We start from the raw sequence: 21,704 nt of genomic DNA, 5'->3' as shown, positions 1-21,704 counted from the left end.
ACCAGCCCAGGTGTGATGCCCGGTGAACCTGACCACGGCGACCGAAGCCGAACTGCTCACCAGACGCGACCGGCTGCGCGAGCAGTACGCCGCGCTCAAAAGCCGGGGGCGTTCCCTGGACCTCACCCGCGGCAAGCCGTCCGCCGCCCAGCTCGACCTGTCCGCACCGCTGCTGTCGCTGCCCGGGCCCGAGGCGTACACCGGGGCGGACGGCACGGACGTGCGCAACTACGGCGGCGCGAAGGGGCTGCCGGAACTGCGGGAGATCTTCAGCGGCCCGTTCCAGGTGCCCGCCGACCGGCTGCTGGCGCTGGGCGGCTCCAGTCTCGAGCTGATGTACGACTGCGTGGCGCACGCTCTACTGCTCGGCCTGCCCGGATCGGTGCGGCCGTGGGCGGCCGAGCAGTCGGTGGCCTTCCTGTGCCCGGTGCCCGGCTACGACCGGCACTTCGGGATCTGCGAGCAGCTGGGCATCGACATGATCCCGGTGCCGATGACCGCCGACGGTCCCGACATGGACCGGGTGGAGCACCTGGCGGCGCGCGATCCGCAGATCAAGGGCATCTGGTGCGTGCCGAAGTACAGCAACCCGACCGGCGTCAGCTACACGCCCCAGACGGTACGGCGGCTGGCCGCGATGCCCACGGCGGCGCCGGACTTCCGGATCTTCTGGGACAACGCCTACGCCGTCCACCACCTCACCGCCGCGGAGCACGAGATCGCGGACGTGCTGGCGCTGGCCGCCGCGCACGGCAACGAGGACCGGCCGTTCGTCTTCGGCTCCACGTCGAAGATCACCTTCCCCGGCGCGGGCGTGGCGTTCCTCGGCTCCTCGCCCGCCAACGTCCGCTGGACCCTGCGCCACCTGTCGCGCCGCACCATCGGCCCGGACAAGGTCAACCAGCTGCGGCACACGCTCCTCCTGCGCGACGCGGACGGCGTACGGGAGCACATGCGCCGCCACCGCGAGGTGCTGGCGCCGAGGTTCGACCTGGTCGAGCGAGTGCTGACCGAACGCCTCGGCGGCAGCGGCATCGCCTCGTGGACCCGCCCGGAGGGCGGCTACTTCGTCACCCTGACCGTGCCGGACGGCTGCGCCACCCTCACCGTCTCGCTGGCCGCGCAGGCGGGCGTGGCCCTGACCCCGGCCGGCGCCCCGTACCCGTACGGCCGCGACCCGCGCGACCACACGATCCGCATCGCCCCCAGCTACCCGTCCCTGCCCGAACTGTCCGAAGCGCTGGAGGCGTTGACGGTGTGCGTGCTGCTGGCGGGGGTCGAGCGGTTGCTGGGGACGTGAAGGTCTACTGTGTGGCCGACCGGGGCCAAGGGGGCCCCTATCGGGAAAGAGTGACGTTCCGTTGACCACGTCTTCTTCGTCTGGCAGACCTCGCTCCCGGCGCACGGCGACCGCCGTCGCGCTGGGCGTCCTGACAACGGTGACCGTCCTCGCCACCGCGGGCCCGGCCGGCGCGGCCGCGCGGGCGGACCACGCTCCCGCCGTCCCCACCGCGCTCAGCACCTCGCCGGCCACCGCCTGCGCCGCCGACACCGCTGTGGGGGACGGTGACGTCACCCTGTACGCGGCCCTGTCCGACCCGGACGGCGGCACGCTCGGCGCCGCCTTCGAGGTGACGCGGCACGCAGGCGACCACGCGCTCATCGCGTCCTCCGACCGCAAGACCCTCACCGTGCCGTCGGGTTCGACCGCCGTCTACAAGGTGCCCAGGGCGACTCTGGAAACCGCCGCCGCCGGGAAGATCACCGAGTTCGACTGGAAGGTGCGGGCCAGTGACGGCACCCGCGCCGGCGGCTGGTCGACGACGTGCCACTTCTCGTTCGACCCGACGCGCCCCGGCACGCCGGTCGTCGCGCAGCCCGGGCCCGCGACCATCGGCAAGCCGGTGACCGTGACGGTGACCGCCGGCAGTGGCAGCCTGCCGGCCACCTACTCGTACCAGCTCAACAGCGGGGCGCCGGTCGTCGTCGCGGCCGACGCCTCCGGCGGCGCGACGTTCACGGTGATCCCGACCCAGCCGGAGAACACCCTGACGGTGACCGGCGTCTCGCCCGGCGGCAACTTCGGCGACGCGACGAACGTCATGTTCGGCGCGGCCCAGCCCCAGGCCGCGCCGGACGGCGACCTGACCGGCGACGGCGTTCCGGACCTGCTCGCCGTGGGCGGCCGCGACGGGCTGGCGTCCGGCCTGTGGCTGGCCGCCGGCACCGGTGACGGGCACGTGGCCGCGAAGCCCACCGACATCGGTGCCGCGGGCGACGGGTCCAGCACCACCGGCTCGCCCTCCGACTTCGACGGCACGATCGCGATCACCGGGCACTTCGCGGACGAACCCGAGCAGGACGTGCTGGTCTACCACCCGAGCGGCCCCCGGGCGGGGACCGGCGCCGTCTACAAGGTGAACGGCGGCGGCCTGAGCAACATCGTCGACCTCTCTTCAGGCATGCTCCAGGACGCCAACGGCGACAACCCGACGCAGCTCGTCAACGCGGGGTCCGTCTCCGGTGGGACCTCCGGCTTCCCCGACCTCATCGGCGTCTCCGGCGACAGCACCCACGGCTACGGCCTGACTCTCTACCAGGGGAGCGGCGGCGCCGGCATGTTCGGCTGGCCCGTCCCGCTCACCGCCGCGACTCCGGACGGCACGCACGACTGGGACCAGTGGACGATCGCCACCGCGCAGGTGCCCGCGTCGGGCGGCGGCAGCTCCACCGCGATGTTCCTGTGGAGGAAGTCCACCGGCGAACTCGACCTGTGGGAGAACCTGTCGGCCGACCCGGACACCGGAGCCCTGACCCACACGTCCTACTCCGTCGCCACCGGATGGAACACCGGAGCCGACCTCGATCTGGACGCCGCCGACATCAACGGTGACGGCGTGCCCGACCTGTGGACCGTCGGCGCGGGGGGCGCGGTGACGGCGAACCTGGTCAGCGGTCTGTCCGCCGCCGGGCCCGCCGTACTGACCCGGGTCACCGGCACGCTGGACACCTCCGGCCAGTAGCACGAAGCCACTGCGGGGCCGCCGGAAGACCCACCGGCGGCCCCGCCGCATACGGGGCGTACGGCCCGGGCGGTCGGGGCAGTGCGGGGTCAGGCGGTCGTGGGGCGGGGGGTGCCGTCCAGGGCCGCGGCCGTGAAGAGTTCGATGCCTACGCGGATCGCGTTCTCGTCGGCGTCGAAGTCGCCGCGGTGCAGGTCGCGGATGGTGGGGTCGCCGGGGGTGCGCACGCCCAGGCGGGCGAGCGCGCCGGGGACGTGCTCCAGGTACCAGGAGAAGTCCTCGCCGCCCAGGCTCTGTTCGGTGTCCTCCACCGCGTGGGTGCCGAAGCGCGAGGTCATCGCGTCGCGCAACAGCTCCGCCGAGGTCTGCTCGTTGACCACCGGGGGCACGCCCCGGTGGTAGGTCAGCTCCCACTTGGCCCGGTACATCGCGGCGATCTGGTCGATGACCTCGTGGATGAGGTCGGGCGCGTCCCGCCAGGCGTTCAGGTCCAGGCAGCGGACGGTGCCCTCCAGCTCGGCGTGCTGCGGGATCACGTTGCAGGCGTGCCCGGCCTGGATGCGGCCCCACACCACCGACAGACCCGCGCGCGGGTCGATCCGGCGGGCCAGCACCGCGGGCAGTTCGGTGGCCATCTTGGCGGCGGCGGTGACCAGGTCGGTCGTCAGGTGGGGGCGCGCGGTGTGACCGCCGGCGCCGTCCACCGACAGCACGAGGCGGTCGCACGCGGAGGTGATGGGGCCGGTACGCAGGCCGATGCGGCCGACCTCGACCTTGGGGTCGCAGTGGACCGCGAGGATGCGCTCCACGCCGTCCAGCGCCCGCGCCTTGATCACGTCGAGCGCGCCGCCGGGCATGGCCTCCTCTGCGGGCTGGAAGACCAGGCGGACCGGGCGGGTGAGCCGTCCGGCGCGGTCCAGTCCCGCGAGCACGATGCCGGTGCCGAGGACGACGGTGGTGTGCATGTCGTGACCGCAGGCATGGGCCTTGCCCTCGTGCGTCGAGCGGTACGGCACGACCTTGGTGTCGGGGATCGGCAACGCGTCGATGTCGGCCCGCAGCGCGAGCCGGGGTCCGGCGTCCTGTGGACCGATGTCGCAGATCAGGCCGGTGCCGGGAAGCTCGCGCGGGGTCAGCCCCGCCTGCTCCAGACGGGCCTTGATCGCGGCCGTGGTGCGGAACTCCTGGCGGGACAGTTCGGGGTGCATGTGCAGGTCGCGGCGGAACTCGACGAGCTCGGCGAAGAGCTCGTCGGTCAGGGCGCCGGACTCCGGAGTTGAGTGGTCCACCCCCGACAGCGTAGGACTCATGACCACTCCCGAGTAACGTCGTTGGCGAAAATTCCAGCCCGTGAGACCAAAAAAGTTCCCGCGTCGCGCATACCCTGCCACGGCGTGGGTATTGCCACCCTTTAGGCCTAGACGAGCCCCACCTTTTCCATGGTGGACCAACGAGCAACCTGACGCGCGGCAACGGGTCCGGATGGCGGATGCCCGGGCGGCTACGCTCGGTGACCGGCCTCGTCCAGCAGCCCGGCGTACAGCGCCAGGAGCGGCCCCGCCTGGGTCTGCCAGCACCACTGCCGCAGCACGCCGGAACGCTCGTAGGCACGGCGGTAGCGCGGCAGGTTCGTCAGCACCGCACCCACCGCGCGCACGAAGTCGGCGGTGTCGGCCGCCCGGAAGACCTCGCCGTTGCCGGTGGCCAGGGTGGCCGCGGCCATCGCCCGCACGTCGCTGACCACGACCGGAAGCCGCGCGTGCGCGTACTCCAAGTACCGGGTGGCGAGGGTGACTTCGTGGTGCGGCAGATGGTGCACGGGGACCACGCCGATGTCCGCGCTCGCCAGGAACGCGGGGACCTCCTCGGGCGTTGTGTAGGGCAGGACGTGCAGGCGTGCGGCGACCCCCAGCGCGCCCGCCCGGTCGGCGAGAAGGCGCACCCGCTCGTCGCCGGGATCGGGCACCACGAAGGCGGCGTGCAGGTCGTACAGCTTGGGCAGCGCCTCGACCGCGGTGAGGAGGCCGCGTTCCGGGGCGACGCCCCCGCTGTGGACCAGCAGGGGGACGTCCGGCCCGAGCCCGCAGGCGGCGCGCACCCCGCCGCGAGCGGTGACGGGCGGAGCCGCCACCGGGGCGACCATCGCCTCGGCGCGCGCGGAGGCGACGTTCCGCACCGGGGCGCTTCCGCGTGCGGGCGTGACGGGACGTGCCGAGGTGATCGCCCGCGCCGAGGCGGTCGCGCCCGCGGCAGCGGTCACCCCCGCGGCGGTCGTCGCTGCCGCGGTCACGCCTGCCCCGGCGGTCGCCCGTGGTGCCGCGCTCACGCCTGCCCCGGCGCTCGCGCGTGCCGCCGCGCCCGCCGACCGCCCCCGAGCTTCCGGGGCCGACGCGTGCGCCGGAGCGTCCGCGTACACCGGGGCGTTCAGGACGACCAGCGGCGGACGGGCGGACTGGAGGCGGGCGGCGAGGTGGTCGCCGTAGGCCGCGCAGGCGGTGACGACCGCGTCGGCCTGCTCGGCGTGGGCGCGTTCGTCCGACTCGCGGGCCGCTGCGGCGCGCCGGCCGGCGGCCGGGGTGAGCGCCGAGCAGTCGGTCGCGTCCCAGACCACCTTGACCGTGCGCCCGGCGGCCTCGGCGCGCACCGCCGCGCGGACGGCGACGCCCAGCGAGCGGCGGCCGCGGGCATGGATCAGGTGCGGGCGGCAGGCGTCCAGCACCGGCCCGTACGCCGCCTCCAGGTCGAGCAGCGACGGGTCGAGCCGCCGCCAGGCCCGCCTGCGCGCGGTCAGTCCGACGAAGGCCGTCACCACGTCGTCCAGCGCACCGTCCGGCGTCAGGCGGCGCCGCACCGCCGCCTCGTACTGCGCGGCCCGCAGACGCGTCCAGGTCCCGCGGAGGACGTGCCCGAGCCGGGCGGCGACGTGGATGGCGCGCGCCACCGCCTGCCTGGACAACGGCCGGTACCGCACCGATAGTTCCGCCTCCCGCGTGCGCAGCATCCGGGCGCGCACGGCGAGCCGGGCGGTGCGGTGGTGGTGGACCTCGGCGCTGCGGTACGCCAGGGGCCAGCGCAGGCCCGGCCTCGGCCGCGCGGCGCGGTAGCCGGCGAGGGTGCCGGGCACGTCCACGCGGCGCACCGTCACCCCGGGCAGCACGGGAGGGGGGCTGTCGTCCGCCCTGCCGACGAGCGTCACGTCGTACCCGGCCGCGGCGGCGGCGCGGGCGACGCGGTGCGCGCGCGAGTCGTGGCCGAGTGCGGCGCTGTCCGAGACCACCAGAACGCGCGGGGCCGCGCGCCGGGCGGGCGAGGCCGTGCCGTCCAAGGGCGATGTGCTCCCCATGGCAGCAGGGAACCCGAGGCCGGTGATCGGCCGATGGCCCGGGCGTGGCGCGCCGCTGAACGCGACGCGGAGGCTTTCCGCGCCCTGCGGAGGCTTTCCGCCACCACGGGGAGCGCCACCGGTGCCTGTCGCCGCCGCCCCGCCGTCCCACCGCCGCGGGAGCGCCGCCACCCGGCGCCGCGCTGCCACCCGCCGCCCGGCGCCGCGCCGCCGGCACATCCGTCCTGCCGCCGCCTCACCGCCCGTCACGTGCCCGCCGCCCCCGGCTCACCCCCGCCCGTACTTGTCCTCCGCCTGCCAGCACGCCACCAGGCCCAGGGCGAGGGTGAAGAACGCCCAGAAGAGCGCGAGCGGCCAGATGTGCGGGGTCAGGCCGCCGTAGCCGGCCAGCAGGCAGTGGCGGGCCAGCTCGATGTAGATCGCGCCGGGGTTGGCGTCCATCAGGACCTTCACCACGTGCGGCGCGTGCGCGACGACCTTGGAGACGCTGTAGAAGACACCGCACAGGTACATCCAGGTGCGCAGCAGCCACGGCACCAGCTCGCCGATGTCGTGGTTGCGCGAGCCGATGCGCGCCATCAGCATCGAGCAACCGAAGTTGAACAGCGTCTGAAGCGTCATCGCGGGGATCAGCAGCAGCCAGCGCGCCCTGATCGGTTCGCCGGTGGCCAGCACCACGGTGAGCACCACGCCCATCGACAGCAGCAGTTGCTGGAGCTGGATGAGGGTCGCCGACAGCGGCAGGCAGGCACGCGGGAAGTGCACCGCGCGCACCAGGTCGATGCGGGCGGAGATCGACCAGGTGCCGGTGGCGATCGACTCGCGGGTGTAGGTGAACACGAAGACGCCGACGGTCAGGAACGCGATGTAGTTGTCGCCGGTGCCGTCGGTGCGCTGGAGGAGTTCGCCGAAGATCAGCCAGTAGACGAAGACGTTGAGCAGCGGCGTCAGCACGTGCCAGATCTGGCCGAGCCTGGCGGTGGTGTACAGGGCGGTCAGGCGGGCGTGCGCGTACTGCGTGATGAAGTGCCGCCGCGACCACAACTCCCTTACGTACTCCCCCAGTCCGGGGCGGCGCGCCGCCGGGGCGAGTCCGTGGCGGGCCACCAGGGCGTCGACCTCGGCGTCGGTCAGTTCCGCCGGAGCGTAGTGCGTGTCGAGGGTGAGGGTCACGAAGTCACCGCCGGGAGGATCGAGTTGGAGATCGGGGGGCGGGCCGTGCGCAGCCCGTGCCTGCTGCGGGCGGCCTGGGTGATGCCGGACAGGAAGCCGTGCGCGCGCGGCGAGGCGTGGCCGGTCAGCCAGGACGGGTCGACCTCCAGCACGTCGACCCGTACGCCGGTGCCGGCCAGCGCGAGCGGCAGGGTGTGCACCACGGTGGAGGGAAAGCTCAGCAGCCGTGAGCCGATCGGGCCGCGCCGGGCCACCAGTTCCAGCGGCAGGTCGGGGCGGACGATCTCCAGCCCGGTGCGGCGGGACAACTCCCTTAGCTTGTCCTCGCGTTCACGCCGGTGCGCGAAGTAGCGGGTGGCACCGCCCTCGGCGGCGATGGCGGCGACGGCGGCGAGGTAGCGGTCGTGGTCGACGACACCGGTCTCCACCAGCGAGGTCCCTATCAGGTCGGCGCCGTCGCGCACCATCGGCGGGCCGAAGCGCGAACGCGTCCACTCCAGCCGGTTGGCGCGCGCCACGGCGCCGGGCGGCGCGGTCACCGGCATCGCGCTGAACAGCTCGATCCCGGTGCCGCGCCCGGCGGTCAGACGGCGCCTGGCGTGCGCGGCGAAGGCGGCGAAGGCCAGGTCGCGGGGGCCGCGCGCGCCACCAGCCCGGTGCCAGCGCACCAGCCGCCTGCCCTCGGCGATCAGCGTGGCGAACTCCATGGTCGCCGTGCCGTCGTCGATCACCACCAGCTCGCGGGCCCGGCTGAACGGCAGCAGCGCCTGCACGAAGCGGGAGAACGGATCGCCCAGCACCAGCCGCGACGCCCGCATCAGCGAGGGCGCCAGGCCCGCCAGCGTGCGCAGCGGACCGGCGGAGGCGGTGCGCGGCTCGCACCAGCGCACCGCCAGCCCCTCGTCCCGGGCGAGTTCGGCCATCCGGCGCAGCTGTCCACGGCTCATCGGGTCGCGCGGCGGCAGCACGACGACCGTGCAGGCTGCGGGCGGGCCGTCGGGAGCGCCGTCGCGACCGGCGGCGTCGGCGGGCGCGGGTCCGCCGCGTTCGGCGTGCGCCCACTCCAGCAGGTTGAGCAGTTGCACCGGCGACTCGACCAGGGCCAGGGTGCGCGCCGCGGCTCCGTCACCGCGGGATGGCCCGGCGGACTCGCAGGCCCCCGCCCGTGGTTGCTCGGGATCGGTAGCGGTCACGCGTTGACCGGCTCTCGGCCCTGCTCCTCGGCCCGGCCCGCGGCCTCCGCCTCGGCCCGTGCCTCCGCCTGCGCCACGACGCCCGGGACCCGCCGCAGCTTGCGCATCGGCCCCAACTCGCCCTCGTAGACCCGCTTGACGCCGTCGCCGAGCGAGGTCTCGACGATGCGGATGTCGCGGACCAGGCGATGCAGGCCCGGGGTCTCCACGGAGGCCGCCTGGTCCGAGCCCCACATCGCACGGTCGAGGGTGATGTGCCGCTCGACGAAGACCGCGCCGAGGGCGACGGCGGCCAGCGTGGTCTGCAGGCCCACCTCGTGGCCGGAGTAGCCGATCGGCACGTTGGGGTACTCGGCCTGAAGGGTGTGGATCACGCGCAGGTTGAGCTCCTCGTGCTTCGCCGGGTACGTGGACGTGGCGTGGCACAGCAGGATGTTGTCGCTGCCCAGCACCTCGACCGCGTGCCGGATCTGCTTCGGGGTGGACATGCCGGTGGACAGGATCACGGTGCGGCCGGTCGCCCGCAGGGCGCGCAGCAGTTCGTCGTCGGTCAGGCAGGCCGAGGCGACCTTGTGCGCGGGCAGGTCGAACTTCTCAAGGAACTCCACGCTGGGCACGTCCCACGGCGAGGCGAACCAGTCGATGCCGCGCTCCCGGCAGTACGCGTCGATCGCGCGGTACTCCTCCTCGCCGAACTCCACGCGGTGGCGGTAGTCGATGTAGCGCATCCGGCCCCACGGGGTGTCGCGTTCTATGTCCCACTGGTCGCGCGGGGTGCAGATCTCGGGAGTGCGCTTCTGGAACTTCACCGCGTCGCAGCCCGCGTCGACGGCCGCGTCGATGAGCCGGTAGGCGTTCTCCAGCTCGCCGTTGTGGTTGATGCCGATCTCGCCGGTGACGTAGACGGGCCGGCCGGTGCCGACGACGCGCTCGCCGAGGGTGCGCAGGCGCTGGGGTGCGGGGGTCATGGGGACGGGTCCTTTCGATGGGGGGTGGGGGCGGCAGGAGGCTTCGGGGAGGTCACAGGAGAGCGGCGGGGAGCGGGAGTCCGGTGCCGGTGGCGACGGGCCCGGGAGCGGGGTCGAGGAGCGGGGCGAGGGCCCGGGCCCTCGCCAGGTCGTCCGGCTCGTCGATCTCCAGCACGCGGGCGGGGTCGGTGCGCACCAGGGCGGTCCTGCCGAAGAACCGGTGCCCGGCCTCGCGGAGGCCGTCGACCCGCATCGCGTACGCGGCGCCGGTCTCCAGCAGGTCCTCGGGGCGGTCCTGGCGGCGCGGGCGGAACGCCTTGTCGTGGTTGACGCCCACCGCGTCACCGCCGGGCCCCGCGGGCGGGCCCTCCTGCGCCCGCCACACGAAGCCGTGGAACGGTGCCGTGGTCAGCGCGCTGTCGGCGCCCTCGTGGACCACGGCGGCGGCGACCGCGTCGACGTCGGCGGCGGTGACGAAGGGGCTGGTGCACTGCACGAGCAGGACGACGTCCACGTGCCGGCCGCGCATCGCCTGGTAGGCGTCCAGCGCGTGCAGTACGGCGGCCTCGCTGGTGGCGGTGTCGCCCGCGATGGCGGCCGGGCGGGGCACGACGTCCGCGCCGGCCGCGCGGGCCGCCTCGGCGATGCCGGGGTCGTCGGTGGACACGACGGTGGCGCCGACCAGCCCGGCGCCGAGGCAGGCCCGCACCGCGCGGGCCACCAGCGGGACGCCGCCGACCGGTTGCAGGTTCTTGCCCGGCACGCCCTTGGAGCCGCCGCGCGCGGGGACGACGGCGAGGACGAACGGGGGCTCGGGCGTGGCGTTCACAGTTCTCCCATGCGGCGGATGACGGGGGCCACACGCTGCACACCGTGGCGGTAGGCGGCGCGCGCGGCGTTGCGGGTGAACTCCCGCGTGAGGCGCCGCACCTGACCGTCCTGGGCGCGCGGCGCGGATCCCGCGGGGCGCCCTTCGGGGTCGAGTCCGTGGCGGGCGAGCACCCCGGGCAGGTAGGCGGGGGCGGTGCGGGGGGTGTAGTACGGGCGCGGGGGCGGCAGTTGGCCGGTGGCGGCGCGGGCGGCGAGGTCCGCCACACGGTCGCGCACCAGCCGGAACGGGTCGTCGGCGCCCACCCCGTTCGCGCGCAGCCAGTCCGCGTCGGCGCGCGGCAGCAGCCCGTCGTCCAGCTCGTCCCAGGAGGCCAGGCACCCGGAGCCGGTGAAGTGGTGGTTGCCCAGCGCCTCGCGGACCCCGAAGTCGGTCAGCACGGCGGTCGGCACGCCCCGGTGCATCGCCTCCAGGGCGGCCGTCGAGGAGACGGTGACCAGCAGGTCGGCGCGGTCCAGCACCTCGCCCATCTGTCCGTAGACCAGGCGGACTCCCGGCGGGAGCGGGGGGTCAAGGCGCGCCGCGAGGCGTTGCAGCGGGAACTCCTCGACGTGCGTGGTGTGTTCGCCCGGCTTGCTGCGCAGCTTCACCAGGACGTCGCGGTCCGGGTGGCGCGCGGCGTGCCGGGCCGCGCGGCGCAGCAGGTACGCGCGGTCCTCCCGCGACTGCGGTACGGAGGGCTGGGCGGCGAAGACCACGGTGAAGCGGCGTGCGGCGTCCGGTCCCTGGTAGGCGGCGCCGTCGAGGAACGGGAGCGCGGCCTCGGTCACGCAGGAGGCGTCGGCGCCCACCCCCTCGTAGACGTCGCGGAAACGGCGGGCGTCCGCGGGGCTGTTGGCGATCACGACGTCGGCGCCGTGCCGCAGCAGCAGGCCGTCGGCCAGCTTCTCGTAGACCACGCCCACGTAGCCGGTGACGGTCACCGGCCGGGGCCGCGGCGCCTGGCCCCAGACCCGCGCCAGCCCGTGCAGCGCGGCCTGGACGGTGCCGCCCACGCAGGCGAGCAGGACGACACCGGGGCCGCCGCGTGCGGAGTCGCTCACGCCGTCGTGGTGACCGCCACGAGGGTCTGCCTCCGCGAGGAACTGACGCATCGTCACTTCGCGCAACGAGTCGGCAGAGATGTCCAGTTCACTCAGCTGACGGGCCGTCGGGGTCGCCCGGCCGCGCAGCAGCCGTCCGTCGAGCCGGGCCCGCGGCGCGATACGCCGGGCGGCCAGCGCACCCCATTTCCAACGCGTGTCGGAATCCGCGAGCACGGTGATGTGGTGGATCTGATCGGGACTTACGGGCACGACGCAGACCGTAGGAATCGAATCGGAGCGCGGGGCATACGAAGTCGCAACAAACGGTTAACAGACCGCCGACGTACGGGGCTCCGAAATGGCCCGGAAAGATCGTCGAGGGGGAGGCCCGGGCCGGGTTCACGGCGCTGCCACACGTCGTTCACCGACTGGCCCGCGCACCGCAATCCCGTGTGGCCGCCCGCCCCCTACCGTTCCGCGGGTGGTCAAGCTCTCCGTCATCGTGCCGTTCTACAACGTGCAGACATTCGCGCCCGACATGCTGAGAAGCCTGGCGTCGAATGCGCGCTCCGATTTCGAATTCATTCTTGTGGATGATTGTTCGACCGACCGGACCCCGGAGATACTGGAACGTGCCGTGGGGAAGGGCGGACTGCCCGGCGCCCGTCTCATACGGCACGAGCACAACCGCGGTCTCGCCACCGCCCGCAACACCGGTCTCGGCGCCGCCGAAGGTGAGTACCTGGCCTTCCTCGACGGCGACGACTGGCTGGCGCCCGGCCACCTGGAGCGCCTGCTGACCGGGATCGAACGGCTGGGCTGCGACTTCGTGCGCACCGACCACGTGCAGTGCACCGGCGCGGAACGCACCATCCACCGCGTCCCGCACGGCCGCCGCGGCGAGGTCATGGACCCGCGCGACGCCATCCTGCCCGCGCACACCTCGACCTCCGTCGACTACCCGTACGCCTGGGCGGGCATCTACCACCGGCGGCTGCGCGAGGCGGGGCTGCTGCACTTCCCGGACGGCCTGCGCACCGCCGAGGACCGGCCGTGGATCTGGCGGCTGCACCGCGAGGCGGACTCGTTCGCCGTGCTCGGGCTGCTCGGCGTCTTCTACCGCCGCGGCGTGGCGAGTTCGCTCACCCAGATCGGCGACGTGCGGCAGCTGGACTTCATCCGCTCGTTCGACCAGGTCCTCGCCGAGACGGCGACCGACGCGCGGGCGGCGGAGTTCCTGCCGAAGGCGGTGCGCACCTACTGCGCGATCATCGCCCACCACCTGTCGAACATCGACCGCTTCGAACCGCACGTCGCCCGCCGCCTGCGCACCCTGAGCGCGGCGGCCCTGCGCCGCATGCCGCAGGACCTGCTGCGCGACGCCCTCGACACGATGGACCTGGACCGCACGGTCCGCCTCAGGCGCCTGCGCGTCATCGACCGCCTGCGCGTGGGCGGCGCCGGCGGCCCGGGCGCGGGCGCGGCGGGCAACGAGGAGGAGGCGGCGTGACCGCGACGCAACCGCAGGCGACGACCCCCGGCGTCGAACCGGAGGCCCCGGCCGACCCGACGGCACCAGGGTCCGGGAGCGGGACGCGCACCCAGATCTTCCTCGCCTCCACGCTCTACGGAGCCGCGACCCTCGCCGCCGCCCTCGACGCGGGCCTGTTCCGCCCGGCCGACCGCCGCGTCCTGCTGGTCAGCAACAACGCCGCGGTCCCGGAGACCACCCTCCCGCTGAACGAGGCCCCCGGCTTCACCGCCCTGCGTGACCGCTTCGACGAGGTCCTCTCCTGGAACGAGGCCATCTCCCCCTTCCACCCCAGCGGCTGGTCCCCACGCCCGGACGACGTCCCCCTGTGGGAGCGCCACCTGCGCCTGCTGTGGAACCTCCACGACACCGAGGTCGAACTGGCCGTGGAGTCGATCCAGGTCGAGCCCGCCCTCGCCCTCGTCCAGCTCTTCCCCGCCGCGCCCATCGACGTCTACGCGGACGGCCTGATGAGCTACGGGCCGACCCGCAACAAGCTCGACCTGCTGGTCGTCACCCGCATCCGCCGCCTGCTCCACCTGGACCTGGTCCCCGGCCTCACTCCGCTGCTCCTGTCGGAGAGCCGGGTGCGCCCGCACATCGTGCCCACCCCCGCGTTCATGAAGGTGCTGGCCCAACTCGCCGCCGTCGGCGAGCCGTCGACCACGCCACCGGCGGCCGGCTCCGGCACCGGTGCCTCGGGCCCGGCGCTGCTGCTCGGCCAGTACCTCTCCGCGCTCGGCATCCTCACCGCCGACGAGGAGGAACGGCTCCACCTGCGCATGCTGCGCGGAGCCGTCTCCCGCGGCCACCGGACGATCGTCTTCAAGCCGCACCCGACCGCCCCGGCCCGCTTCTCCCGCCTGCTGGAGAAAGAGGCCGCGGAACTCGGCGTCGACCTCACCGTGCACGACGAACCCGTCCTCGCCGAGGTGCTCTTCCAGCACCTGCGTCCCGCCCTGGTCGTCGGCTGCTTCTCCACCGCGCTGCTGACCGCCTCGGCCCTGTTCGACCTGCCGGTCGCGCGCACCGGGACAGAACTGCTGCTGGAGCGCCTCTCCCCGTACCAGAACAGCAACCGCGTCCCCGTCACCATCGCCGACGCGCTCCTGCCCCCGCTCACGCCGCAGGACCGCCCCGCGGCCACGCCGGACGGCACCCCGCTGCCCGTGCCCCGACTCACCGCGCTGCTGCGGGCGGTGGGCTACTGCATGCAGTCCAAGGCCTACCCCCGGCTGCGCGACGATGCCGTCAGCTACCTGACCCGGCACCTCGACGCCCACACCCGCGCCTACTTCAAGCGCCGCCGCCTCACCGCCCTCGCGCTCCCCGGCGGCGTCCCCGCCCAGCTGGCGTTCCTGCCCCGCAACCGCACCGTGCGCCGCGCGGTCCGCCGGGCCCGCCACGTCCTTCGGCCCACCCCGCGCCAGGACCCCGCCCGATGAGCCCGGCGCTCGAAGGCACCGCGCAGGGCGCGATACCGGCGGGCACCGCGACGGCCGTGGCCCCCACCGCGGTCGCGGGCACCGGGACGGCGCCGCCCACCGACCGGGGAGGCCGGAAGACGGCGGGGCAGCGGCTGCGGGCCCTGGACGGCCTGCGGCTGATCGCCGCGCTGGCCGTGTGCGCGTACCACTACGCGGGACGCGGCGGCGACATCGCGCACGCCTGGGGCGCGTCCGCGCACACCCTCTTCCCCACCCTGTCCGGCCCGTTCTCCTACGGCTGCCTGGGCGTTCAGCTCTTCTTCGTGATCAGCGGGTTCGTGATCTGCATGAGCGGCTGGGGGCGCACCCCGCGCGCGTTCGCCGCCTCCCGCGCGGCACGGCTGCTGCCCGCGTACTGGGTCGCGATCGGGCTGGTCACCGCCGTGTTCGCGCTGCCGTGGGTCTCCTTCCGCCCGGTCTCCCCCAGCGACCTACTGACCAACCTGACGATGCTCCAGATGCCGCTCGGCGCGCAGCGGGTGCTGGGGGTGTGCTGGACGCTCTGGGCCGAGCTGCGCTTCTACCTGCTGTTCGCGCTGTTCGTCCTGTGGCGGGGCGCCGGACGCCGCCAGGTCCTCACGTTCTGCGTGCTGTGGACGGCGGCGGCGGTGATGGCCGACGGATCCCACCAGCCGCTGCTGAAGCTGGTGCTGATGCCCGAGTACGCCCCCTTCTTCGTCGGCGGCATGGGCCTGTATCTGGTGCGCCGGTTCGGGCACGACGCCGCGAACTGGTCGGTGGTGGCCGTCGGCTTGCTGCTGGGGCAGCACTACGCGGTGAGCGAGATGGTGGCGCCGCGCACCGTCCACGTCTTCCACCACCGCGGCCAGCTGACGGTGATCGCCCTGGTCACCCTGTCCTTCGTCGCGGTCGCCGTCGTCACCCTGACCCCGGTCAGCCGCCTCGACTGGCGCTGGCTGACCACCGCCGGCGCCCTGACGTACCCCTTCTACCTGGTCCACGAGCACCTGGGCTGGGTGCTCATCGACGTGCTGCGGCACGACCTGCCGGGAAGCGCGCGCCCGCCCGCCTGGGTCGTGCTGCCCGGCTGCGCGGCGAGCATGCTGCTGCTCGCCTGGCTGATCCACGTCCTGGTGGAACGGCCGCTCACGCCCCGGATCAGGCGGGCGCTGCGCTCTCAGAAGGTGTCGGTCGGCACGTAGGCCCCCCACACCTCGCGCAGGGTGTCGCAGACCTCGCCCACGGTGGCCCGGGCGCGCAGGGCCTCCTTCATCGGGTACAGGACGTTGGCGGTGCCCCGGGCGGCGCCGCCCAGGGCGGCGAGGGCGGCGTCCATGGCGGCGCGGTCGCGGGTGGCGCGCAGCCGCGCGAGGCGTTCGGCCTGCCGGGCCTCGATGGCGGGGTCGACGCGCAGCGGTTCGTACGGCTCCTCCTCGTCGAGCCGGAAGCGGTTGACGCCGACGACCACGCGGTCGCCCACGTCGGTCTCCTGGGCGATCCGGTAGGCGTTGCGCTCGATCTCGCCCTTCTGGAAGCCGCGTTCGATGGCCTCGACCGCGCCGCCGAAGTCCTCGACCCGGCGCATCAGGTCGAGCGCCGCCGCCTCGACGTCGTCGGTCATCCGCTCGATCGCGTAGGACCCGGCGAACGGGTCGACGGTCGCGGTGATGTCCGTCTCGTGGGCCAGGACCTGTTGGGTGCGCAGTGCGAGGCGGGCCGACTTCTCGGTCGGAAGCGCGATCGCCTCGTCGAAGGAGTTGGTGTGCAGGGACTGGGTGCCGCCGAGCACCGCGGCGAGCCCCTGGACGGCGACGCGCACGAGGTTCACCTCGGGCTGCTGGGCGGTGAGCTGGACGCCCGCGGTCTGGGTGTGGAAGCGCAGCATCCGCGACTTCGGATTCTTCGCGCCGAACTCGTCCCGCATGACCCGGGCCCAGATCCTGCGCGCGGCGCGGAACTTGGCCACCTCTTCGAGGAGGGTGGTGCGGGAGACGAAGAAGAACGACAGGCGTGGCGCGAAGTCGTCCACGTCCATGCCGGCGGCGACGGCGGTGCGCACGTACGCGATGCCGTTGGCGAGGGTGAAGGCGATCTCCTGCGCGGGCGAGGCCCCGGCCTCCGCCATGTGGTAGCCGGAGATCGAGATGGTGTTCCACCGGGGGAGCTCCGCGCGGCAGTACGCGAAGACGTCGGCGACGAGCCGGAGCGACGGCTTGGGCGGGAAGATGTACGTGCCGCGCGCGATGTACTCCTTGAGCACGTCGTTCTGGATGGTGCCGGTGAGCCGGTCCGCCGGTACGCCGTGCTCCTCGGCGGCGAGTTGGTAGAGCAGGAGCAGCAGGGCGGCGGGGGCGTTGATGGTCATCGAGGTGGACACCTCGTCCAGCGGGATGCCGTCGAAGAGCACCAGCATGTCGTCGAGGGAGTCCACGGCGACGCCGACCCTGCCCACCTCGCCGTGCGCGATCGGCGCGTCGGAGTCGTACCCCATCTGGGTCGGCAGGTCGAAGGCGACCGACAGGCCCGTGGTGCCGTGCGCGATCAACTGCCGGTAGCGGGCGTTGGACTCGCTCGCGGTGCCGAAGCCCGCGTACTGGCGCATGGTCCAGGGGCGCCCGGTGTACATGGTCGGGTGGACGCCGCGGGTGTAGGGGTACGCGCCGGGCTCGCCCAGCTTCTCGGCCGGGTCCCAGCCGGACAGGTCGCCGGGTCCGTAGACCGGCTGGATCGGCACTCCCGACTCCGATTCGCGCACCATGCTCGACGCCTCCCGCTCGATGGCCGACTCGGCACCGGCGATCAGCCAGCGCGCGGACAACGCCAGCATGCGGCACGGGGAGGGGTGGGGCCTGTCGACGCGGGCGGGGCGGGGGGAAAGACGCCCCGCCCGCGTCAGGCGCGGACTTCAGGCCGGTAACGGGGGAACCGGCACGCCCGCGGGCCGATGACCAGTCGACCCACCATGCTCTGCGCCGGGTGGCCGGAAAGTGTTACACCGGCCCGCGGGCGGGGGCGGGCGGCGACTTCGGACGGTGTCCGGGCGGCCCGGCGAGCGGGGCGCCCGTGCCGTGGTCAGTGGCTCAGCAGGGATCCGGGCAGGCTGCCGAGGCCCTTCGGAGCGTGGCCGTGCCCGCCGCCTCCGTTGCCCCCGGAACCGTTGGATCCGCCACCGACAGGCGGCTTCCCGCCAGATCCGGTGCCGCCGGAGCCCTGTCCGCCCCAGCCCCTGCCCCCGGTGCTCTTGCCTCCGCCGCCCCTGCCCGCGGAGCCGGGGGGAAGGCCGACCGGGGCGTTGCGGGTCGGCAAGGGGGCGAGGTGCCGGCCGCAGTAGGTGTCGAAGGCCTGCTCGGCCGCGCCGCCGGCCAGTTGCTGGAGGAGGCGCTTCTGCGCGGCGCTGCCGTGGCCGTTCTTGACGGCGAGGTAGGCGGCGCAGAACGCGGCGGCGTCGCGCGAGCCGGAGCCGCTCTTGCCCCACTGCCCCGGCGGGAGCAGGGTTCCGGACGGCAGGCCCGGCGAGCCCGGCGCCGCGTGCGAGGGCCCCGGACTCGCGGAGCCCGGCCCGTTCGCGCCCCCGCTCGGGGAGACGGGCAGTCCGGAGGAGGAGCCGGTCGGCAGGGGCGTGGAAGGGGTCGCCGTTCCGCCGAGGGACGGCGACGCGGAACCGCCCGACGCCTCGGGCACCGGGTCACCGCTGCTGAACGGCGACGGGATGACGCCGGTCCCGGCCGCCGCCGCGACACCGCCGACCAGGGCGGTCGCGGCGAAGGCGGCCGCCACCGCGACCCGGGCGGAGCCGGTCAGCCCGCGCAGCCCGTTCCACCCGCGGCGCAGGCCGAAGCGCCCGCCCGACCCGGCCACGCCGGCCCGCCCGGCCGCCGCGGTCGCCTCGCTCACCCCGGCCGCCGCGGTCGCCTCGCGGAAGGCGGCCAGGGCCGCGGTCTCGCGTGCCGGGTCGACCGGGACGGCGTCGGCCTCGGCGACGGCGGCCGTCAACAGCTCGCTCAGTTCCGTCAGTCCGCGCTTGTGCGCACCGCTGTCCGCGAACCCATCATTTCGGGTGACATCGATGGCGGGGACGGTGGACGCGGCGTCGGGGGCGATGCCGACCGCCTCGGGGACGGCGTCGGAGGCGCCCGGCGCGCCCGCCTCTGCTGAACCGTTACAGCTGGTCGGGCCGGCGCCCGCACTCCGGGAGCCGCCGACACCGGCGGCCACGGGGTCGGCCGCCTCGGGTTCGGGGTCGGCCGGTTCCTGTCCGAGGTCGGCCGGCTCGCGCCCGGGACGGTCCGGTTCGTGTCCGGGGTCGACCGGCGCACCGCTCAGCAGACGCTCGGCGGTTTCGTCGTCCAGCCATTCATGGCGGCTTCCGCTCATCTCACGTCCTTCTGCGTCGGCGCCCCCGCAAACGTCACACCGTCCGACGCAGTGTCGTCCTCCAGTAGTTCCGCCAGCCGCCGTAGTCCCCGGTGCGCCGAGGTGCGTACCGCGCCCGGCCGTTTGCCGAGCACCTGCGCCGCGCTCTTCGCGTCGAGGCCGACGACCGCGCGCAGCACGACCGCCTCCGCCTGGTCGGCGGGCAGCCGGGAGATCAGGGCCATCGCCCGTCCGGTCGCCAGGGAGGTGAGCGCCTCGTCGGCGGTGTCCGAGCGGTCGGGTATGCCGTACAGCACGGTCTCGTCGCCACCCGGCAGCGGGCGGCGGCCGACCTTGCGTATGTGGTCCAGCGCGCGGTTGCGCGCGATGGTCGCCGTCCAGCCGCGGAAGCGGTCCGCGTCCCCGGTGAACCGGGCGAGGTCGCGCGTTATCTGCAACCAGGCCTCGGACGCGACGTCCTCCGCGTCCGCGTCGCCCACCAGCGTGCGCACGTACGCCAGGAGCCGGGGGTGGACGGTGCGGTAGACCGTGCGGAACGCGGTCTCGTCGCCGCGCTGGGCGGCGGCGACGGCAGCCGTCACCGCCTCGTCGTCCGTCTCCTGGTCCGCCCCCGCCACGTGCCTCATCATGCCTGATCCGAAAGCTTGCGCCGAGTGCCGTACCTGGGCGGTGTGACACTTTCCCGGCCTTGGACGCTGACTAGGACAAGCGACGCGCACGAACGGCACGCGCCGCGAGAGGGTGGCCGGGGAAGCTCCTGTGGGGGGAGGCGACTCCGGCCGCCTCTCACTCTTCTCCCCCATGACCGGTTGAAACGTCAACCTGCGCTCCGCAAGTGGACGCCCCCGGTCCACGCGGGACCCGGCCTTCCGCCCCGGCGGCCCGCCCCCGTCCACCCCAAGCGACGCTCTCCTCCCGTACGAGTGAAATTCGCGCATCTGTCGGTCAGCTCCGCTCATCGCCCGATACGTTGGTAGGGCCGCACGGCGCCCCGACACCACCAGCCGCACACACCCTGGAGCCGAAGCTGGCCAGCGACCTCCCGGCGGTCCCGCACGCCCCGCGCGGCGCGACGTCGGCCCCGCTACCCGCGCAGAGCCGCGGGGCCACGTCGCCTGCCGCTCCACCGCCGGTCCGTGCCGCGCAGGACGCGCGTCTTCGCACCGGGCTGGCCCGCCTCAACGCCGCGGCCCCCGGCGACGCCGAGCGCATGCTGCTGGACTGCTGCGCCAGCGGGCGCTGGGCGAGGCGGTTGGCGGACCACCGCCCGTATCGCGACCTCGGCACCCTGCTGGCCGCCGCCGACGAGGCCGCGTACGACCTGCGCCCCACCGACCTCGACGAGGCGCTGGCCGGTGAGTGCGCCCAGCCGCTGCCGCCGACCAACGGCGGGCCCGCCGCCCACACCGCGCTGAGCGCCGCGCACGCCGAGTACGAGCGGCTCTTCGGCCACGCCTTCGTGATCAGCCTCGACGGGATCGACCCCGAGGAACACGCCAACCACGTGCTCGCCGGCATCCGCTCCCGCCTGGGCAACAACGTCGAGGAGGAGCGCAACATCGCCGCGGCCGAACTGCGCGCCCTGGCCCGCGCCCGCCTCACCGCCCTCGTCCACGCCGACGCCTGACGCCGCGGCCACCCCGCCCCGCCCGGCGCCGGGTACATCCCCCCATACACCCCGCTCGACCTGCTCACGTTCACCCGCCCGTGCGGGATCGATCACACCTGACCGACCCCGGACGCGAGGACCGACAAGGCGTCGCTACGATGGCCAGGGCCGGTGGACCATACCCGGCCGGGCCCGACCGACAGTGAAGCCGGCAGGTCCCTAGTCCCGTAACCGGAGGGTTATCCGTGCCGGCTGGAACGCTGTACCGCGGCCGGGAAGGAATGTGGTCCTGGGTGGCTCATCGAGTCACCGGCGTCCTCATCTTCTTCTTCCTGTTCGTACACGTCCTCGACACCGCGCTCGTTCGTGTCTCCCCGCAGGACTACGACAAGGTCGTCGCGACCTACAAGAACCCCGTCGTGAACCTGCTGGAGTACGGCCTGGTCGCGGCCATCCTCTTCCACGCGCTCAACGGCCTGCGCGTCATCGCCGTCGACTTCTGGTCCAAGGGCCCGAAGTACCAGCGGCAGATGCTGTGGTCCGTGGTCGGAATCTGGATCGTGCTGATGGCCGGGGCGTTCTACCCCGTGCTCCAGCACTCGCTGCGCATTCTGTTCGGGAGCTGAGGATGTCTGCCGATACCCCTGTCGACGCCGTGGAACTGACCTCCACCAGCGGTGCGAGCGCCTTCTCCCCGGACAACCCGGCGCCGGTCATCGAGCCGCCGCGCGCCCGCACCAAGCGCACCCCGCGCGCCACCCGCACCAACTTCGAGCTCTACGGCTGGCTGTTCATGCGGCTGTCGGGCATCGTGCTCGTGGTGCTGGTCCTCGGCCACCTGCTGATCCAGCTGGTGCTGGACGGCGGCGTGAGCAAGATCGGCTTCGCGTTCGTCGCCGGTCGCTGGGCCAACCCGTTCTGGCAGCTGTGGGACCTCACCATGCTGTGGCTGGCGATGCTGCACGGCGCCAACGGCCTGCGGACCGTCATCAACGACTACGCCGAGCGGGACGCCACCCGTAGCTGGCTGAAGGCGTTGCTGTACACCGCCACGGCGTTCACCGTGCTCCTCGGCACGCTGGTGATCTTCACCTTCGACCCGAACATCCAGTAGATCCGGGGCTGACG

Annotated in this window: 17 protein-coding genes and 1 pseudogene; 8 read left to right on the top strand and 10 right to left on the bottom strand. The window is 73.9% G+C overall.

Annotated features, from left to right (window positions below; all coding sequences use genetic code 11):
* Nucleotides 1-28 precede the first annotated feature (28 nt).
* Nucleotides 29-1,300 carry an aminotransferase class I/II-fold pyridoxal phosphate-dependent enzyme gene (locus CK485_RS17125; RefSeq protein WP_342673490.1) on the top strand — a complete coding sequence of 424 codons (1,272 nt, stop codon included), beginning with the start codon at nt 29-31 and terminating at the stop codon, nt 1,298-1,300.
* 139 nt (nt 1,301-1,439) lie between these two features.
* Nucleotides 1,440-3,023, top strand: coding sequence for a hypothetical protein (locus CK485_RS17120; RefSeq protein ID WP_109451532.1), 1,584 nt, complete (start codon nt 1,440-1,442; stop codon nt 3,021-3,023).
* 89 nt (nt 3,024-3,112) lie between these two features.
* On the opposite strand, the gene CK485_RS17115 is transcribed toward CK485_RS17120, so the two are convergent.
* The 7 genes and pseudogenes from CK485_RS17115 to CK485_RS17085 form a co-directional block, all read right to left on the bottom strand.
* Nucleotides 3,113-4,333: an amidohydrolase gene (locus CK485_RS17115; protein WP_109453144.1), complete on the bottom strand. Its 1,221-nt coding sequence runs from the start codon at nt 4,331-4,333 to the stop codon at nt 3,113-3,115.
* Nucleotides 4,334-4,524: 191 nt separating this feature from the next.
* Nucleotides 4,525-6,366: a glycosyltransferase gene (locus tag CK485_RS17110; protein WP_241968377.1), complete on the bottom strand. Its 1,842-nt coding sequence runs from the start codon at nt 6,364-6,366 to the stop codon at nt 4,525-4,527.
* 267 nt (nt 6,367-6,633) lie between these two features.
* Entirely contained in the window at nt 6,634-7,539 is a 906-nt protein-coding gene (locus CK485_RS17105; RefSeq protein ID WP_109451530.1) for an ABC transporter permease, read from the bottom strand.
* Complete coding sequence (locus CK485_RS17100) at nt 7,536-8,645, bottom strand: hypothetical protein (RefSeq protein WP_199239438.1); 1,110 nt, start codon at nt 8,643-8,645, stop codon at nt 7,536-7,538. Before CK485_RS17100 ends, CK485_RS17105 begins: the two co-directional genes overlap by 4 nt.
* Nucleotides 8,646-8,728: 83 nt before the next feature.
* The gene (locus tag CK485_RS17095) at nt 8,729-9,700 is read right to left on the bottom strand and encodes an N-acetylneuraminate synthase family protein (RefSeq protein ID WP_109451526.1); all 972 of its coding nucleotides are present in this window, start codon (nt 9,698-9,700) and stop codon (nt 8,729-8,731) included.
* Nucleotides 9,701-9,812: 112 nt separating this feature from the next.
* A pseudogene (locus CK485_RS17090) lies at nt 9,813-10,529 on the bottom strand (acylneuraminate cytidylyltransferase family protein); the annotation flags it as partial.
* Complete coding sequence (locus tag CK485_RS17085; protein ID WP_241968376.1) at nt 10,526-11,884, bottom strand: DUF6716 putative glycosyltransferase; 1,359 nt, start codon at nt 11,882-11,884, stop codon at nt 10,526-10,528. The gene CK485_RS17085 and the pseudogene CK485_RS17090, both read right to left, overlap by 4 nt.
* A gap of 211 nt (nt 11,885-12,095) precedes the next feature.
* On the opposite strand from CK485_RS17085, the gene CK485_RS17080 reads away from it, so the two are divergent.
* The 3 genes from CK485_RS17080 (at nt 12,096) to CK485_RS17070 (ending at nt 15,795) form a co-directional block, all read left to right on the top strand.
* On the top strand, nt 12,096-13,124 hold the full coding sequence (locus tag CK485_RS17080) for a glycosyltransferase family 2 protein (protein WP_109451522.1): 1,029 nt from the start codon (nt 12,096-12,098) through the stop codon (nt 13,122-13,124).
* Nucleotides 13,125-13,219: 95 nt separating this feature from the next.
* Nucleotides 13,220-14,590 (top strand): alpha-2,8-polysialyltransferase family protein, encoded by a 1,371-nt coding sequence (locus CK485_RS17075; RefSeq protein ID WP_109453132.1) that lies wholly within the window; start codon nt 13,220-13,222, stop codon nt 14,588-14,590.
* On the top strand, nt 14,587-15,795 hold the full coding sequence (locus CK485_RS17070; RefSeq protein ID WP_109451520.1) for an acyltransferase: 1,209 nt from the start codon (nt 14,587-14,589) through the stop codon (nt 15,793-15,795). The genes CK485_RS17075 and CK485_RS17070 overlap by 4 nt, the downstream gene beginning before the upstream one ends.
* On the opposite strand, the gene CK485_RS17065 is transcribed toward CK485_RS17070, so the two are convergent.
* The 3 genes from CK485_RS17065 to CK485_RS17055 all read right to left on the bottom strand — a co-directional run bounded on the left by CK485_RS17065 (nt 15,771) and on the right by CK485_RS17055 (nt 19,584).
* On the bottom strand, nt 15,771-17,351 hold the full coding sequence (locus CK485_RS17065; RefSeq protein WP_109453130.1) for a methylmalonyl-CoA mutase family protein: 1,581 nt from the start codon (nt 17,349-17,351) through the stop codon (nt 15,771-15,773). The two genes, CK485_RS17070 and CK485_RS17065, sit on opposite strands and share 25 nt — an antisense overlap.
* Nucleotides 17,352-17,665: 314 nt before the next feature.
* The gene (locus CK485_RS17060; RefSeq protein ID WP_109451518.1) at nt 17,666-18,967 is read right to left on the bottom strand and encodes a hypothetical protein; all 1,302 of its coding nucleotides are present in this window, start codon (nt 18,965-18,967) and stop codon (nt 17,666-17,668) included.
* On the bottom strand, nt 18,964-19,584 hold the full coding sequence (locus tag CK485_RS17055) for an RNA polymerase sigma factor (RefSeq protein ID WP_241968375.1): 621 nt from the start codon (nt 19,582-19,584) through the stop codon (nt 18,964-18,966). The genes CK485_RS17060 and CK485_RS17055 overlap by 4 nt, the downstream gene beginning before the upstream one ends.
* 353 nt (nt 19,585-19,937) lie before the next feature.
* On the opposite strand from CK485_RS17055, the gene CK485_RS17050 reads away from it, so the two are divergent.
* From CK485_RS17050 to CK485_RS17040, 3 genes are all read left to right on the top strand, one after another.
* Nucleotides 19,938-20,594 carry a 2-oxo-4-hydroxy-4-carboxy-5-ureidoimidazoline decarboxylase gene (locus CK485_RS17050; protein ID WP_342673481.1) on the top strand — a complete coding sequence of 219 codons (657 nt, stop codon included), beginning with the start codon at nt 19,938-19,940 and terminating at the stop codon, nt 20,592-20,594.
* 227 nt (nt 20,595-20,821) lie between these two features.
* Complete coding sequence (sdhC, locus tag CK485_RS17045; RefSeq protein ID WP_109451516.1) at nt 20,822-21,202, top strand: succinate dehydrogenase, cytochrome b556 subunit; 381 nt, start codon at nt 20,822-20,824, stop codon at nt 21,200-21,202.
* Nucleotides 21,203-21,204: 2 nt separating this feature from the next.
* The gene (locus CK485_RS17040; protein WP_109451508.1) at nt 21,205-21,690 is read left to right on the top strand and encodes a succinate dehydrogenase hydrophobic membrane anchor subunit; all 486 of its coding nucleotides are present in this window, start codon (nt 21,205-21,207) and stop codon (nt 21,688-21,690) included.
* Nucleotides 21,691-21,704 lie beyond the last annotated feature (14 nt).

Source organism: Streptomyces sp. ICBB 8177, from assembly GCF_003144095.1.
Classification (GTDB): Bacteria; Actinomycetota; Actinomycetes; order Streptomycetales; family Streptomycetaceae; genus Streptantibioticus_D.
Note: the sequence above shows the minus strand (reverse complement) of the source record. Positions and strands in the feature narration are given on the sequence as shown.